Genomic DNA, 15,461 nt, shown 5'->3' with positions numbered 1-15,461 from the left:
TAGTCGTCAAACAACAGAAAAAATGTGGTGCATACCTAAAAATGGCAATTATCACGCTTTAGTCTTTCGCTTCTCCTGTGCCTGAAGGTTTCTTTCAATCTTATGCCCGGGACGTGACCACTTCGGCTTTTCTCCCAGGTTCTGGAATTGCGAATGTTCAGCATCAATACTTTTTGGTTGCTCCTTTTTCTCAAAAGCCTTCTGCGGATTTAACCCTAATGCTTTGAACATCTCCATATCTTCATTTATATCGGGATTTGGAGTGGTTAACAGCTTATCTCCTGCAAAAATTGAATTTGCCCCGGCAAAAAAGCACATAGCCTGTCCTTCTCTGCTCATTTGGGTTCTTCCGGCAGATAATCTTACCTGAGTTTCTGGCATTACAATTCTTGCGGTGGCCACCATTCGCACCATTTCCCATATCGAAACCGGCTCCTGCTCCTCCATTGGTGTTCCTTCAACGGGTACCAATGCATTTATTGGTACAGATTCCGGCTGAGGATTTAAAGTTGAAAGCGCCACCAGCATTCCGGCACGATCTTCTGCACTTTCTCCCATTCCAATTATTCCGCCGCTACAAACAGTCACATTCGTTTTTCTTACATTATCGATCGTTTTTAACCTGTCATCAAAACCCCTGGTAGAAATCACCTCTTTATAATAATCTTCTGAAGTATCTAAATTGTGGTTATAAGCGTAAAGTCCGGCTTCTGCAAGGCGCTGCGCCTGGTTCTCTGTAAGCATTCCCAGGGTACAGCAAACTTCCATTTCCAGTTTATTAATCGTTCGCACCATTTCCAGCACATCGTCAAACTCATCCCCGTCTTTTACGTTTCTCCAGGCTGCACCCATACAAACACGGGAACTACCGGCTGCTTTAGCCCTCAGCGCCTGCGCTTTCACCTGATTTACACTCATCAGGTCGTTTCCTTCCAAATCTGTATGATATCTTGCTGCCTGGGGACAATATCCGCAATCTTCGGGGCAGCCGCCTGTTTTTATAGATAATAGTGTCGAAACTTGCACCGTATTGGGGTCGTGATGTTGCCTGTGTATGGTAGCCGCTTCATAAAGGAGCTCCATCAAAGGTTTATTATATATTTCCAGGATTTCCTCCTTCGTCCAATCGTGTTTTGTAGCCATGAAAAAGTAATTTGTATTCAAAAATAACTAAAACTGAAGTTTATTAGCCGTCCTCTGCTAAAGATTTTCAGGATTTGCTTACTAAGTGAGATTTCAGATTCCTAAAATGAAACCTAAAATATTAAAATGTACTATTTAATGTTCTGTAGACATGTTTTAAGGCACCTTACTTACCAGTATTGAAACGGCATTACCTCCAAAGCCTACGGCATTTATCATGATATTCTCCAGTTTCTCCGGAAATGTATCAAATTCTGAAAAAGGAACAGTTATAAATTGTTGGTGCTGAAGCATCAAAATTGCCATTTCCAGGCTAAGGTTTCCAGATGCCGCAAAAGTATGCCCTATTTTCCATTTGTTACAGGTAATGGCCGGCAGGTCGTGTTTAAATACTGCTTTAATTGCATTAATTTCAGCCAAATCTCCTTTTATAGTTCCCGGCGTATGCGTCACCACAACATCAATTTCTGAAGGGTCTTTATCTCCCATGGCCATTTTCATCGATTTCTGCATACACTCCCCGTTTGCTGAAATAGAAACACTATGTTTCAACCTTTCGGTTGCATATCCCATTCCGGTGATTTTTGCAATGGCATTTTCAGCATTTCCGGCTTCCAAACAAAGTATCCCTGCACCTTCGCCAAGCACCATAGAATTTCGGATTTTACTCATATTTAGCGCCTGGCATGGATATTCAAGATCTTCTGAAGCATAAATCTTCATCGCCTTCATTTGTGCCATGGTAAAAGGCGTTAAAGCAGCTTCACTACCTCCCACCAGGAATTTATCAGATAATCCTGCCTGCATCCACGCAACGCCGTTTGACACAGCGTGCAAACCGGTAGAACAGGTGACGCTATGGGAAAATTCCGGGCCCGTGGTTTCCAGGTCCTGTCCCACCCAGGAAGATATATTTCCCAAAGTTGTGGTTGGAGAAGCAAGGGTTTCTGCTTTTCCGTTTTCTAAATATGATTTATGGTACTTTTCAAAAAGTTCGGTAGCGCCACGGGAACTTCCAATATTGATCCCTATGTTCTTCTCATTCTCCCAACCTGCTTTTCTTGTTGCTTCCCTTGCTGAAAGAATTGCAAACAACACCGACTTATCTACATGCCGATAATTGGCATTTTCAGCACGTAACTTTTCAACTTCTTCTGCTAATTCATTCGGAAGAAAACCCGCAAAAGCTTCATTCTCATTAAAATTGCCTTTTGAAAGACGATGCTCAGGATTTAAATAATTCTTCCAAATTTCTTCTGAAGTTTTTCCAAGGGGAGAAACTGAAGCCATTGAAGTAATAGAAATTGTGTTTTTCAAAACCTGAATTTTCCACAAAAATAGCACCTCAGTGCTCTTCTGCTAACTTTTAAAGCATAAAATTTCCCTGTCCAACTTTACTTTTCTGAATAATAACAGTTAAGTATAGACTGCATCTCCCTCTTACCATTTAAAACCTCCTTTAACTCCAGCTGAACTTCCGCAGAAATAAGTACTTTAAGAGGCTGTGAAACATTATTCACTTGTGCAAAAGCTGCTTTCAATTGCCGGTCCCAGTCCTCATGAAAATTAAGAAGATCATCCGGGTACACAGTTGTACGGGAAGTACCTTCATCCTTAGCCTTGAATTCTTCCGTTACATTCAGATATCCATAATCATCAGTAAGCTCTTCATCTTTCTGAATGTCGCGAATGGCTATTTCAAAATCGTAAGCCGTAGAAAGACAGTTTGATCGAAAGCTATGGTTTACATATTTGGAAATATCCCAGCATAAAACAAAATTTCCTTTACTATTTCTAAAAGTATATTTGTCGAGCATTTCCCGCGCAAAAGAGCTCATAGTCTCCACGTCTTCGGGGCTGTAAATATGGTCCAGTTCATCCTGCACCCAGGTTATTGTTCCTTTTGGAATCAACTTTTTAGCTACTACGCCATAGCCAATTTCGTCGCTGATAAAACGGACTTCCGTATCCGGATGCATCATAACTTTCAAAATTAGTTCTTATAAATTAAGTAAATAAAAGAACACGAAAGTCTGGATTTTTTAGCCGCAAAAGTTAAATTTTTAGTTTCAAAATTTCTCCAGAACTTCTTCTATGGAAGCGTAAATTTTCTCCAGTTCAGCAGTAGAAATAATATATGGTGCAAGAATATAAATGGTATTCCCAAGCGGCCGCAAAAAGACTCCGCTGTCCATAAAATGTTTAAATAATTGATTCCGAAGATTTCCGTAGCGCTCCATTTTTACATTAAGATCAAACGCATAAATTACTCCGAGCTGTCTCGTATTGGTGACTTTTGGATGATTTTTAATCTTGGCATTAAAATCCTGGTGCGACTTTATTACTCTGGAAATATCTTCCTGAATATCTTTAGAAGTAAGCAATTCTATCCCCGCCAAAGCCGCGGTACAAGCGAGCGGATTAGCCGAATACGTATGCCCATGAAAAAGCCCCTTCGCAATCTCATCTGAATAAAACGCATCATAAACTGCCTGGGTGCAGGAAGTGAGTCCCATTGGCAAAAGCCCCGCCGTGAGCGCTTTGGACATACATACGATATCCGGTTTCGTCTCGAGATAATCTGAAGCAAAATATTTTCCTGTCTTTCCAAACCCTGTCATGACCTCGTCTGCAACACAAATTATTTCATGTTGTTTACAAATCTTCAAGATTTCTTCCAGACCTTCTGCATCGTGCATTTTCATAGCAGCAGCGCCCTGTACCAGCGGCTCATAAATAAATCCGGCAATTTTGTTTTCTGAAATCAGCTGTTTCAGTTTGTCGATAACTGCAAAATTATTGGTGCCATTTGGCGTGGGGATGCGCACCACTTCTATAAAATGATCTTCAAAAGCACCGTTGTAAACCGAAAGCCCCGAAACCGACATTGCCCCAAAAGTATCTCCATGAAAACCGTCCTCAAAAGCCAGCATCACTTTACGATCGTGGCCCTGGTTGTGATGGTACTGCAGCGCCATTTTTATCCCAATCTCTGTTGCTGTAGAGCCATTATCGTTAAAAAATATTTTCTGCTGGTTGGCAGGTAGGATTTTCATTAAAGCTTCAGAAAGTTCTACCGCAGGCCTGTGCGTAAATCCGCTAAAAACCACCTGATCCAGCTTTTGCATCTGCTCTGCTACCCGCGAAGTAATAAATTCGTTACAATGCCCGTACATACAAGTGTACCACGAGGCGATCCCATCAATATATTCCTTCCCGGCTTCATCATACAATTTTGCGCCTTTGGCTTTCTCTATGGCCAGCATCTCCGGGGAAATTTTGTGCTGCGTTAAAGGGTGCCAAAGGTGTTTTTTATCTCTTTCTGAAAGCTTTTGCTCTTTTAATAGGTAGTCTGAAACTGGCATATTTTTTTTCGTCTGGTTTTAGACCTCACAGGTTTTAAAGACCTGTGAAATCTTTCAATAAATTTTAATTAAAAATTTTGTCGCTGATTTAGAATCCGGAGAAGGAGAACTTTGTCCTCAGAAATTACATAATGGATAGAATAATTAAATTGATTAAAATTTACTATTCTCACCTCCCTATATTTTTTTTGAAAAGATGCCGGGGTATTCTCAAGAAACTCAAGTTGCCGTTTAAAATCATTTAAAAAATCCCGGTGGAGATTTCTCACCCTAAAGTAACATTCTGCAGTGGCAAGTTCTATTTCTGCTTCTTTAGAAATTAAGACTTTATAAGTCATATTTCTTTTTAAATTCCTCAATAGGACTAAAATTCACTTCATCTTTTTCCAGGCGCTGCAGCATGTCATCCATCATCTTCTGATATTCCGCAGAAGGTGATTCCAGCTTTCTCGCAGTTTCTTCAATAGTGTATTCTAAAAAATTTTTTAAAGAACGTTTCTGCTTTTTCGCCTCCTGCTCCAAAATATTCAGAACATCCTCCTCTATATCTATAAGTTTTCTAATTTTCTCCACGATATATACTTTATATATACCAAAGTAGGAAAAATTTATAATTCAAGATAACTTACATTTAAAAATTTCCGCATACTCTTTTACCACATTTTGATCAAAATAAGGTTCCTGCTCAATTCTTCCAATTATCGGCACATTTCCCATCTTCTCTATAATTTCTTCGGAAGTTGGATGTTCTTCTCCACTAAAAATTATTCCGAAGCATTCGAGTCCGTAACTTTTAAGTAGTTCCAGGCTTAAAAGTGTGTGATTAATACTTCCAAGATAATGTCGGGAAACCAGGATGATTCTGTAATCGGGCTTAATGAGGTCTGCAATGGTTTGATATTCGTTGATGGGCACCAGAAGCCCGCCGGCTCCTTCAATTACCAGGTGATTATCTGTTCGCGGCTCCTTAATTTCTTCTGAAGTAATTTCTACCTTATCTATTGCTGCCGCCGCATGCGGACTCATCGGCGTCTTAAGTGCAAAGGAATTTGGATGAAATTCAGTTTTGGAATTACTTATAAGTTTTTCAATTTTATGAGTATCAGAATTTTTTAAATCGCCCGCCTGGATCGGTTTCCAGTAATCGGCTTCCAAAGCTTCGGTAATAATTGCGGAAGCAATGGTTTTCCCTACTTCGGTTCCAATTCCGGTGACAAAATATTTATGTTTCATATTATTTCTGAAAGTGATTTTAAGACTTTTTGAATCTCTTCTTCGGAATTAAAAGAATGCAGGCAAAACCGCAATCTTTCCTTTCCCTTCGGCACTGTTGGTGATAAAATAGGTTTTACTGAAAATCCGTTCTTCTGAAGATTTTCAGCAGCAGATTTTACTTCAGCATTACCCGGAATAATACACGACTGAATTGCAGAATTGCTGGCAATAAAACTCGTCTCCAAATCCTGAATTTTAAGCTGACCCTTAAAATATTCAATATTACTTTTTAATTGCTGAAGATTCTCCAGGCCGATATTTGCCAAATTTTGATAGGCGCTTAAAATAGTGGCTACAGCATGCGGAGGCAAAGCAGTGGTGAAAATAAAACTCCGGCAAAAGTTAATTAGATAATCCTTCAGCGTATTACTACCTAAAATTGCTGCACCGTGACAGCCCATTCCCTTCCCAAAAGTGACAATTCGGGCAAAAATATCCTTCTCCAGCCCTAAATCCTGAATTAAACCCTCTCCTTTTCTCCCAAAAACGGCTACAGCATGTGCTTCATCTACAATCAGGAAGAAATTCTTTTCCGAAGTATAATTAGCGAGCGATTTTAAGTCCGGAATATCGCCATCCATGGAAAAAACAGATTCCGTAACTATAAAAAAATTGAAATTTGCCATCTCAAGCCTGCTGATTTTCCTTTTGAGGTCTTCCAGATCGTTATGTCGAAAACTGTAAGATTTGGCATTGCTCATTTTTATTCCATCGCGAATGGAAGCGTGCACAAGCTCATCGTAAAATATAAAATCCCCCCGCTGAGGCACCGACGAAAAAAGGCCAATATTGGCATCATATCCAGAATTGTAGATAAGTGCAGCTTCGGTATTATGGAAATTCTTCAGATAATCTTCAGCAACAGCATATAAATTGTGATTTCCGGAAAGTAATCTTGAACCTGTAGCGCCATTTTTCCGAAGATTGTGAACATTCAGAATTTCTTCCGCAGCATCAAAAATTTTTTCAGAAGAAGAGAATCCGAGGTAATCGTTTGAAGAAAAATCGATGAGATTATTCTCTTCACCCAAAGCACGAAAGGCTTTGTCCTTCTTTCTAATCTCAAGTCTTCTTTCTAAATTTCTCGGGTAACCAGACATAAAACAAAATTACAACTTCAGGAAAGTTTGTAACTACAAAATGGCAGGAATTTGTATAGAGAACAGGAATGATCGCGCTCTACAATTGCAGGCTCTGTGGCTTCAATATTTGGCGAACAATACTTTTAATAAGGAGAGGAAAATAATTGCTTAAAGAAAATCATCCTCATTATCACGATGACGCACATTATCTTCCGGAGTATCGTCTGTTTCACTTTTAAGAACGTGGGAATTTCTCTGATATTTGCCTTCTAAGTCGTCCATTACAGAATTTTTCCATAGTCTTATTCCAATAAAATAGGATGCTCTTCCTATTAAATGGGCACTCACGGGAGCGGTCATAAATAAAAACACCAAGATAATCATAGCTCTTGTGGTAGTGGAAAGCTCCTGAAAATAAATAGCTACAGCCAGCAACAATAAACCTACCCCCAAGGTGGCGGCTTTTGTTGTTACAGAAATACGTAAATACGTATCTGGCATTCTTACTATGCCCACTGCGGCCAAAAGGACGAACAGGGCACCAAGGGTGGCCAGTATTGCGACTATGGTTGATGTCATTTTCTATTTCTTTTTTCCAAATAATAAGACAATGCGACTGTACTTAAAAAGGCAATTAATGCAAGTATCATGGCTACATCCAGCAATGTAGATTTGGTGGTAACTATGGTATAAATGCTTATTACGCCTATCCCGGTTGTAATTAGAAGATCCAGTGCAATAATTTTATCTGCAATACTGGGACCTTTAAGGAAACGATAAAAAATAAGGATTATCGCCAACATTAAGATGGGTAAAATTATATAATATAGATAGTCTTCTAATGTCATGTCAAAATTTCAAGTATGCGCTTTTCAAAACCATTTTTTATGCTGGCTATAAACTCCTCACGGTCTGTTACATACATGGCATGTACATACAAAACCTTACGATCATTGGAAACATCCAGGCTCAAAGTTCCCGGAGTAAGTGATATTAAATTTGCCAGAAGTGTTATTCCTATATTAGATTTGACATCCAGCGGAATTTTAACTATTCCGGGCTTCATTTGAAAGTTAGGGGTAATTACCTCGTATGCTACCTGCAGGTTCGCTTTAATTAACTCGTACAGGAAATAAAACATAAAAATTATAATCTTAGGAACAATAGTAAAATATCTTCCAGTGCCGGATCCTTTTGTTATTACTCTTAGGATAATAAAGCTAAGAACAAATCCAAACACGTGATTGGCCACAGTAAAAGTTCCGGTTAAGGCAATCCATACAAGGCTAAGCAATAAGTTAGATACAAACCGGTTTTTCATTTTTCAAGCATTTGAGAACCATTATTAAGGACAGCATCTATATATTGATCGTTATTTATTAATTCTTCTGCAATTCTTGAAGACAGCAACTGTATGTGTTCTGCTCCAAAACCAATATACAGAGAAACCAGGCTAAGGAACACGATTGGACCTATAAACTGAATTTTCCTTATTTTACTTATATCGCTAAAGTATTCGAAGCTGGCATGTCGCGGCCGATCTTCGGGTGTTTTCCAAAAAACCTCTGCCCAAAGTTTCGCGATAATTACCAAAGTAATAAAACTTGCAAAAATTATAGCTCCAATAGTCCAATAGCTTCCAGTGGTAAAGCCGGCATTAATAAGGGAAATTTTAGGCCAGAATCCCGATAGTGGTGGTATACCTACAAGTGAAAACAGCGGAATGAAGATGAGCAAACTCAATTTTGGATATTTCCCATAAAATCCTCCCAAAACCCGCATACTATTAGATCCATTAATTTTATAGATCAGGCCGCTTAGCATAAATAAATTGGTCTTTACCACGATGTCATGGATAAGATAAAAAATTGTTCCGGCTATAGCTACTTCAGTAAACATCCCAAGCCCCACAATCATATATCCAATATGGCAAATTATAAGATAAGAAAAAACTTTCCGGACGTTATTCTGTACAAGCGCTCCAACACCTCCACTAAAAAGCGTAAGAATAGCTATTCCCATAAGGATCTGATCAAGAAATGCATCTCCTACAAAAATGAGTGTAAAAACACGGATTAATGCATATACACCTACTTTTGTAAGTAATCCGCCAAAAATAGCTGACACTGCAGAAGGAGGAGTATGGTATGACGCCGGCAACCAGAAATACAACGGAAAAACCGCCGCTTTTATTCCGAAGCCTATGAGAAACAAAATTGCAGTGACTTCTACCAGACCGCGATTTTCTATTGCGGCAACCTTACCTGCAAGATCTGCCATATTGAGGCTTCCGGTTAAACCGTATAGCACAGCAATGGCAGTAAGGAAAATCATCGAAGCAATAATGTTCATGGTAAAATACTTCACAGCGCCTTCCAGCTGTGCCTTCTCTCCCCCGATAGTTATTAGCACAAATGAGCTGATAATTATAATTTCAAACCATACATACAGGTTAAATATGTCTCCGGTTAAGAATGCGCCATTTAATCCCAATAATAAAAAGTGGAAAATGGGGAAATACCCAAAGCGTAACCTGTCCGGTATAATGGAGCCCGAAGAAAAGACGGAGACTGCTAATCCTGAAATAGCGGTTAAAAGTACGAGTGTAGCCGAAAACATATCGGCGACAAAGGTGATTCCGAACGGAGCTTCCCAATTTCCTGCCTGTACAGTGGTAGTTCCATGTTCCCAAATTGCAGTAAACAACCAGATGGAAATTCCTAGATTTACTGTACTCCCCAAAATACTAATGATTCGCTGAGAATTAATCCGGTTCCAAAAGAACATCAGCAAAATCGCAAGCAGAATTTGTAGAAATAAAGGATATATAATTAATTGGTGTGTCATGAATCTTCGTCGGTTGCGTTCATTTCATCTAAATCATCGGTTTTAACCACTTTGTGCGCCCTCCTTACCAGGATGATGGCAAAGGATTGAAGACCAAAGCTTATAACAATCGCGGTTAATATTAATGCCTGGGGCACAGGATCTGCATAGGCTTCCAAAAATACCTCGGACTCGCCAGGAATTATTGGTGGTGCTCCTTTGGTAATTCTCCCTAAAAGAAAAATAAGCAGGTTAGCCCCATTTCCAAAAAGTATTATTCCAATGATAAGTTTTACCAGGCTACGGCGCAGGATCATGTAAATTCCTGAAGCGTAAAGTACCCCTATCATTATTGCTAAAAGTATTTCCATTTATGCAGATTCTGATATTGTAAAAATTATTGTAAGTGTAACACCCACAACTACCAGGTAGACCCCTATATCAAAGAATAAAGCAGAACCAATAGACCCCAAAACAGGAACATGTCCTTCCATCCAGAGACCGGTCATAAACGGCATATCTGCAAAAAGAACCGGCGACATTCCACTTAAAAATGATAATCCAAGACCAACCGGCATAAGGAAACCTGGATGCATTCTTAGAAGGTCTTTAGTGTTTTTTAATCCGTTGGCAAAAGAGTGAAGTACGAAAGCGATTGCAGCTATTAGACCACCCACGAAACCACCTCCCGGAAGATAATGCCCTCTCAATAATATAAAAATAGAAAACAGCAGTAATATCGGTAAAAGATAATTTGATGCTGTTCTTAATATTACAGTTTTCATTCTTTAAATTTTGAAATAGCTATTCTATGTAATTTACTTAATACGATCTGAGCTTTTTAAACGCAATTTCAATAAACCAAATACCCCAATCGCAGCAATAGCCAGTACCGAAATTTCTACCATAGTATCAGATCCCCTAAAATCCACCAGAATCACATTTACCACGTTTTTCCCATGTGCCATAATGTAGGCATTCTTTGCATAGAAGTCTCCAATCTCATTATTAACAGGTTCAGACAATACTTCCAGAGCTAAAATTGCTACTATAGCACCAAACGCAAGAGATAGCAAGCCATCTTTAAGTCTCGTTTTATAATCTGCCAACTCCAGGTATCTCGGCAACTTGTAGAGCACCAATACAAACAGGATGACCGTTAAAGTATCAATAGAAAATTGGGTCATGGCGAGATCTGGCGCACTGTAAAAAACAAATATAAGGCAGATCGCCAATCCTACCACTCCCATCGCAGCTACAGCCGCAAGCCTGGATTTTGTAAAAACTGTATAGATAACACCGCAAATAAGAAGTATAGCAATGGCCATTTCATAAATGGTAATTTCTGAAAGAGACGAGTAGTCCAGCTTAAGCTCAGTATTTCCTATCATTGTGTAACCAACCAAAACCACAAGAAAAAAAACAATGGTAGAAACGTAATTACGCAAATAACCATTTTGAAAAATTCTGGTCCAGTATCCTGAAAAAAGCACAAAGATTCCGCTAAGCTTTTCCAGAATACTTTTTGGGGAAAAAGTTTCAAATTTGCCAATAAAGGACTCAAGTTTAGCTGAAGGTTTTAGTACAAAATACATAATCGCTCCCACCACGATGGTCACCAGGCTCAGGATAAATGCTGTATTGAAGCCATGCCAGAGCGCAAGATGCACATCCCCGGCGTTAGCCCCCAAAGCAGTCACTGCCGGCTTTATAATGGAATCCTGAATAAGCGCAGGAAAAATTCCAAAAGCCATTCCCAAAACAGCAAGAAATACCGGTGGCACCCACATTAAGGGGCTTGGCATATGCAGGCTGGAAAATCTTTCCGGAAGCTTTCCCGTAAAGGGTTTAAGACCAGCAACAAAACCTGCGTAAAAAAGCAAAATTTTAGTTAATACAATAGCACCAATTAAGATGTAATTAAACGTTTCAGAATGAAGAGTACCTTCATATGTAAGTTCTTTTCCTAAAAAACCAAAACTTGGCGGAATTCCCGCACTGGAGACAGCTGCCAGGAATCCGGCAATAGCTACCGGCATTAGCACCTTCCGTAGCCCAGACAGGGCAGTTACATCCCTTGTCCCAGTTTCATGATCGATTATACCTGTTACAAGAAATAAAGTAGCCTTGTATAGTGCGTGAACAATAATAAAAACCGCTGCAGCCAACAGTGTATCTCGGGTTCCCATACCTACAAGAAATACAAGTATCCCTAATGCTGAAATGGTGGAATAAGCCAGTATCCCTTTTAAATCTGTTCTAAAAAGAGTATGTATAGCAGAATATACCATGGTTACAGCTCCCACTATAATAAGCGTGGTATTCCAAATTTCCTGATCTCCCAAAACCGGTGTAAATCTCATTAAAAGGTAAATTCCTGCCTTAACCATAGTCGCAGAATGCAGGTAGGTAGATACTGGCGTGGGAGCCTTCATCGCACCCGGAAGCCAAAAATGAAAAGGAAACTGTGCCGATTTTGTAAAAGCTGCAACAAAAATAAAAATTACGGCAAGAGCATAATATTCATGTCCCGAAATAGCCTCCTTCATGGACAGCATTTCGGATATGGAATATGTTCCTGAAATATTCCCCAAAACAAGCCCGGCCAGCAGCAGGAACAAACCACCAATTCCAGTAATTCCCAATGCTGTTAATGCTGATTTTCGTGATGCCGGATTGGTGTTATTAAAACCAATGAGGAAAAATGAACTTATACTCGTTAGCTCCCAAAAAGTAAATAGTGAAATAACATTGTCTGAAAGCACCAGCCCCAGCATGGCACCCATAAAAGCACTTAAATAGCCGTAAAATCTATCCAGATATTCGTGATTCTTAAGGTAAGCTGAAGTATAGGCAAACACGAGAAACCCAATTCCCGTAATCATTAATGAGAATAGCAATGAAAGCCCATCCAGTGTAAAACTAAAGTTTACACCAAACGATGGCACCCATTCATATGACTTTCTGACTACTTCACCGTTCGAAATTAGGGGTATAAAGCTGCAGAAATAAGCAAATAGACCGAGTGGAACCAGCGAAGCAAGAACAGAAAATTTTCCTTTAAATAATTTTCCTGAAAAAACCAGAAAAAGAGCAAATAAAAATCCTAAGAGTATTGCTGTTAGCATATTTTCAAAAAAATTCCGTGTTCAGACAAATATAGCAGTATTATTTAAGTTTTTCCATTTTCTGGAAGTACTTCATCCTCTAAAAATATGCATTATATAGATGGCAAAATATCTTCTTTTCTGTTGATTTTTTATTACTGGATTTCTTAAAAACCGTTAAATTCAACAAATCAAATTTATTATCTAGCGGTTATCCATCTTGAAAAGCACTTATAATTTAGATTTATACTTAGTTCAACAACTTTCACTACATATTAATGAAGTTGCAGCCGGTCAATTCTTGAGATGTGCAGGAGCAGCTAACTACCTAAAATAGTATTCAATAATTGCCATTTTAGACATACAACCAAATTCAATGTCAGCGTTATTATTCCAGAAGCAAAAAGCAACATTTTTAGCTCACAAAAGGCACTAAAAATAGAAACCTCCATATTAGGAACTTAATTTTTGAGTAAAAATTGCAGAAACGTGGAGGCTTCAATATAAAGAATTCAAAAAAGAATCAAAAACAGACGAAAAGCCACAAGATTTTTCACCTAAGCCAATTAGATCCAGGTGAGGGTATAAAATGGCAATTTTCGCACCTCAATTTGTTTAAGAATGGAAAAACAAAACCCTGTTGTACACTACAACAGGGTTTTTACTATTAAGCTTATTAAACCTTAATCGGCTAAAATAATTACTTTATTATCTTTTAATTCCAAAACACCCCCATCTATCTCATAGAAAAGTTCTTTTGCGTCTGAAGAAGACTTTCGAACAGTCTTATGCAACTTTTCCGGTGAAGTACCGGCGACAAGATTTATTTTCACTTCTCCTTTTGTAAGAGTTGAAACAATAGGCGCGTGATTGTTCAGCATCTGAAATTCACCGTCGTGACCAGGGACTTTTACCGCTTCCACTTCAGCGCTAAAAACAACTGCTTCAGGAGTAACTATTTCTAAATACATAATTCTTTTTTAGTAGTGAGAATTAAGCATTGTGTAGTTAGATTTAATACTAACCACCCAATACTCATTACTATCTATGCTTCAGCAAGCATTTTCTCTCCTGCTTCGATAGCCTCTTCAATAGTCCCTTTAAGGTTAAAAGCTGCCTCAGGAAGATGATCCAACTCACCGTCCATAATCATATTGAAACCTTTAATAGTTTCTTTAATATCCACTAACACTCCTTTTAATCCTGTAAACTGTTCTGCTACATGGAAAGGCTGTGAAAGGAAACGCTGTACACGTCTTGCACGTGATACCGCCTGCTTATCTTCTTCAGAAAGTTCTTCCATCCCGAGAATAGCAATAATATCCTGTAATTCCTTATAACGCTGTAACAACTCTTTTACCCTTTGTGCACAATTATAATGATCGTCACCAAGAATATCTGGAGTAAGAATTCTTGAAGTAGAATCCAATGGATCTACCGCAGGATAAATACCAAGTTCGGCAATTTTTCTCGAAAGTACCGTAGTCGCATCCAGGTGGGCAAAGGTTGTTGCCGGCGCCGGGTCAGTAAGGTCATCTGCAGGTACGTAAACCGCCTGTACAGATGTAATAGATCCATTTTTAGTTGAAGTAATACGCTCCTGCATCGCACCCATCTCTGTTGCCAAAGTTGGCTGATAACCTACCGCAGAAGGCATACGTCCAAGAAGTGCAGACACCTCTGATCCCGCCTGTGTAAAACGGAAAATGTTATCTACAAAGAATAGAACATCTTTACCCTGTCCTTCCCCTGCTCCATCACGAAAATATTCTGCTATTGTTAATCCGGAAAGTGCTACCCGCGCACGTGCTCCCGGTGGCTCATTCATTTGTCCAAATACGAAAGTTGCTTTAGAATCCTTCATTGCGGCTTTATCCACCTTTTGAAGATCCCAACCACCTTCTTCCATAGAATGCATAAAGTCCTCTCCGTATTTAATAATACCAGACTCCAACATCTCTCTCAAAAGGTCATTTCCTTCTCTTGTTCTTTCTCCAACTCCTGCAAATACAGAAAGTCCGCCGTGACCTTTTGCGATGTTATTAATAAGCTCCTGAATAAGTACTGTTTTACCTACCCCGGCACCTCCAAAAAGACCAATTTTACCACCTTTTGAATAAGGTTCAATTAAGTCGATCACTTTTATACCTGTAAATAAAACTTCAGTCGAAACAGATAAATCTTCAAATTTTGGTGCTTCACGGTGAATTGGAAGTCCGTCTTTCCCTGCTTTTGGCAGGTTCCCCAGACCATCTATAGCATCTCCAATCACGTTAAATAAACGACCGTACACATCTTTACCAACCGGCATTTGAATTGGTGCTCCTGTAGCAACTACTTCTACGCCTCTACTCAAACCGTCGGTAGAATCCATGGAAACAGTCCTTACAGTATCTTCCCCGATGTGAGATTGCACTTCCAGCACCAAAATGGAACCATCTTTTCTTGTAATTTCCAAAGAATCATAAATCCTTGGCAGTTCAGCGTTTTCTGAGTCGAACGCAACATCAACTACAGGACCAATAATTTGAGCAACTTTACCTGTGACTTTAGACATTATCTAATTCTTTATTGTTTTAATATTTTAAAATATGAAAAAACCTACAGGCCTGATTAATAATTCCCTAAGCCTGAAAGAGGTAAATTTCAGGGTGCAAAGATAG

17 protein-coding genes are annotated in these 15,461 nt (G+C 39.1%); all 17 read right to left on the bottom strand.

The features are described 5' to 3' along the window. Window positions 1-51: 51 nt before the first annotated feature. Window positions 52-1,143 (bottom strand): biotin synthase BioB, encoded by a 1,092-nt coding sequence (gene bioB / locus RM541_RS16495; protein ID WP_311501233.1) that lies wholly within the window; start codon window positions 1,141-1,143, stop codon window positions 52-54. Between the two features lie 156 nt (window positions 1,144-1,299). Then, complete coding sequence (locus tag RM541_RS16490) at window positions 1,300-2,460, bottom strand: beta-ketoacyl synthase N-terminal-like domain-containing protein (RefSeq protein ID WP_311501232.1); 1,161 nt, start codon at window positions 2,458-2,460, stop codon at window positions 1,300-1,302. A 77-nt stretch (window positions 2,461-2,537) separates the two neighbouring features. Then, window positions 2,538-3,125, bottom strand: coding sequence for an SET domain-containing protein (locus RM541_RS16485; RefSeq protein ID WP_311501231.1), 588 nt, complete (start codon window positions 3,123-3,125; stop codon window positions 2,538-2,540). 87 nt (window positions 3,126-3,212) lie between these two features. Next, entirely contained in the window at window positions 3,213-4,508 is a 1,296-nt protein-coding gene (bioA, locus tag RM541_RS16480) for an adenosylmethionine--8-amino-7-oxononanoate transaminase (protein ID WP_311501230.1), read from the bottom strand. Window positions 4,509-4,576: 68 nt separating this feature from the next. Beyond that, the gene (locus RM541_RS16475; RefSeq protein ID WP_311501229.1) at window positions 4,577-4,846 is read right to left on the bottom strand and encodes a type II toxin-antitoxin system RelE/ParE family toxin; all 270 of its coding nucleotides are present in this window, start codon (window positions 4,844-4,846) and stop codon (window positions 4,577-4,579) included. Then, window positions 4,836-5,081: a hypothetical protein gene (locus tag RM541_RS16470; protein ID WP_311501228.1), complete on the bottom strand. Its 246-nt coding sequence runs from the start codon at window positions 5,079-5,081 to the stop codon at window positions 4,836-4,838. The genes RM541_RS16475 and RM541_RS16470 overlap by 11 nt, the downstream gene beginning before the upstream one ends. A gap of 42 nt (window positions 5,082-5,123) precedes the next feature. Then, on the bottom strand, window positions 5,124-5,741 hold the full coding sequence (gene bioD / locus RM541_RS16465) for a dethiobiotin synthase (RefSeq protein ID WP_311501227.1): 618 nt from the start codon (window positions 5,739-5,741) through the stop codon (window positions 5,124-5,126). Then, window positions 5,738-6,883, bottom strand: a complete 1,146-nt coding sequence (locus RM541_RS16460) for an aminotransferase class I/II-fold pyridoxal phosphate-dependent enzyme (protein WP_311501226.1) — start codon at window positions 6,881-6,883, stop codon at window positions 5,738-5,740. The genes bioD and RM541_RS16460 overlap by 4 nt, the downstream gene beginning before the upstream one ends. Before the next feature lie 150 nt (window positions 6,884-7,033). Next, window positions 7,034-7,444, bottom strand: a complete 411-nt coding sequence (gene mnhG / locus RM541_RS16455; protein WP_311495041.1) for a monovalent cation/H(+) antiporter subunit G — start codon at window positions 7,442-7,444, stop codon at window positions 7,034-7,036. Continuing rightward, window positions 7,441-7,713 (bottom strand): monovalent cation/H+ antiporter complex subunit F, encoded by a 273-nt coding sequence (locus tag RM541_RS16450; RefSeq protein ID WP_311495040.1) that lies wholly within the window; start codon window positions 7,711-7,713, stop codon window positions 7,441-7,443. The genes mnhG and RM541_RS16450 overlap by 4 nt, the downstream gene beginning before the upstream one ends. Then, a complete protein-coding gene (locus RM541_RS16445) occupies window positions 7,710-8,186 on the bottom strand; it encodes a Na+/H+ antiporter subunit E (protein WP_311501225.1) in 477 nt (158 codons plus the stop codon). The genes RM541_RS16450 and RM541_RS16445 overlap by 4 nt, the downstream gene beginning before the upstream one ends. Beyond that, window positions 8,183-9,712: a proton-conducting transporter transmembrane domain-containing protein gene (locus tag RM541_RS16440; RefSeq protein WP_311501224.1), complete on the bottom strand. Its 1,530-nt coding sequence runs from the start codon at window positions 9,710-9,712 to the stop codon at window positions 8,183-8,185. The genes RM541_RS16445 and RM541_RS16440 overlap by 4 nt, the downstream gene beginning before the upstream one ends. Beyond that, on the bottom strand, window positions 9,709-10,062 hold the full coding sequence (locus RM541_RS16435; RefSeq protein WP_311495037.1) for a Na+/H+ antiporter subunit C: 354 nt from the start codon (window positions 10,060-10,062) through the stop codon (window positions 9,709-9,711). Before RM541_RS16435 ends, RM541_RS16440 begins: the two co-directional genes overlap by 4 nt. Continuing rightward, the gene (locus RM541_RS16430; protein WP_311501223.1) at window positions 10,063-10,476 is read right to left on the bottom strand and encodes a Na+/H+ antiporter subunit B; all 414 of its coding nucleotides are present in this window, start codon (window positions 10,474-10,476) and stop codon (window positions 10,063-10,065) included. It abuts the gene before it with no gap. Between the two features lie 33 nt (window positions 10,477-10,509). After that, entirely contained in the window at window positions 10,510-12,819 is a 2,310-nt protein-coding gene (locus RM541_RS16425) for a putative monovalent cation/H+ antiporter subunit A (RefSeq protein ID WP_311501222.1), read from the bottom strand. Window positions 12,820-13,481: 662 nt separating this feature from the next. Then, the gene (locus tag RM541_RS16420) at window positions 13,482-13,769 is read right to left on the bottom strand and encodes a hypothetical protein (RefSeq protein WP_311501221.1); all 288 of its coding nucleotides are present in this window, start codon (window positions 13,767-13,769) and stop codon (window positions 13,482-13,484) included. Between the two features lie 74 nt (window positions 13,770-13,843). Then, the gene (gene atpD / locus RM541_RS16415; RefSeq protein WP_311501220.1) at window positions 13,844-15,355 is read right to left on the bottom strand and encodes a F0F1 ATP synthase subunit beta; all 1,512 of its coding nucleotides are present in this window, start codon (window positions 15,353-15,355) and stop codon (window positions 13,844-13,846) included. Between the last annotated feature and the right edge of the window lie 106 nt (window positions 15,356-15,461).

The sequence above is a fragment of the Autumnicola psychrophila genome (assembly GCF_031846645.1).
GTDB classification, from domain to species: Bacteria; Bacteroidota; Bacteroidia; order Flavobacteriales; family Flavobacteriaceae; genus Autumnicola; species Autumnicola psychrophila.
The sequence above is the reverse complement of the archived record's forward strand: the minus strand, read 5'-3'. Positions and strand labels throughout refer to the sequence as shown.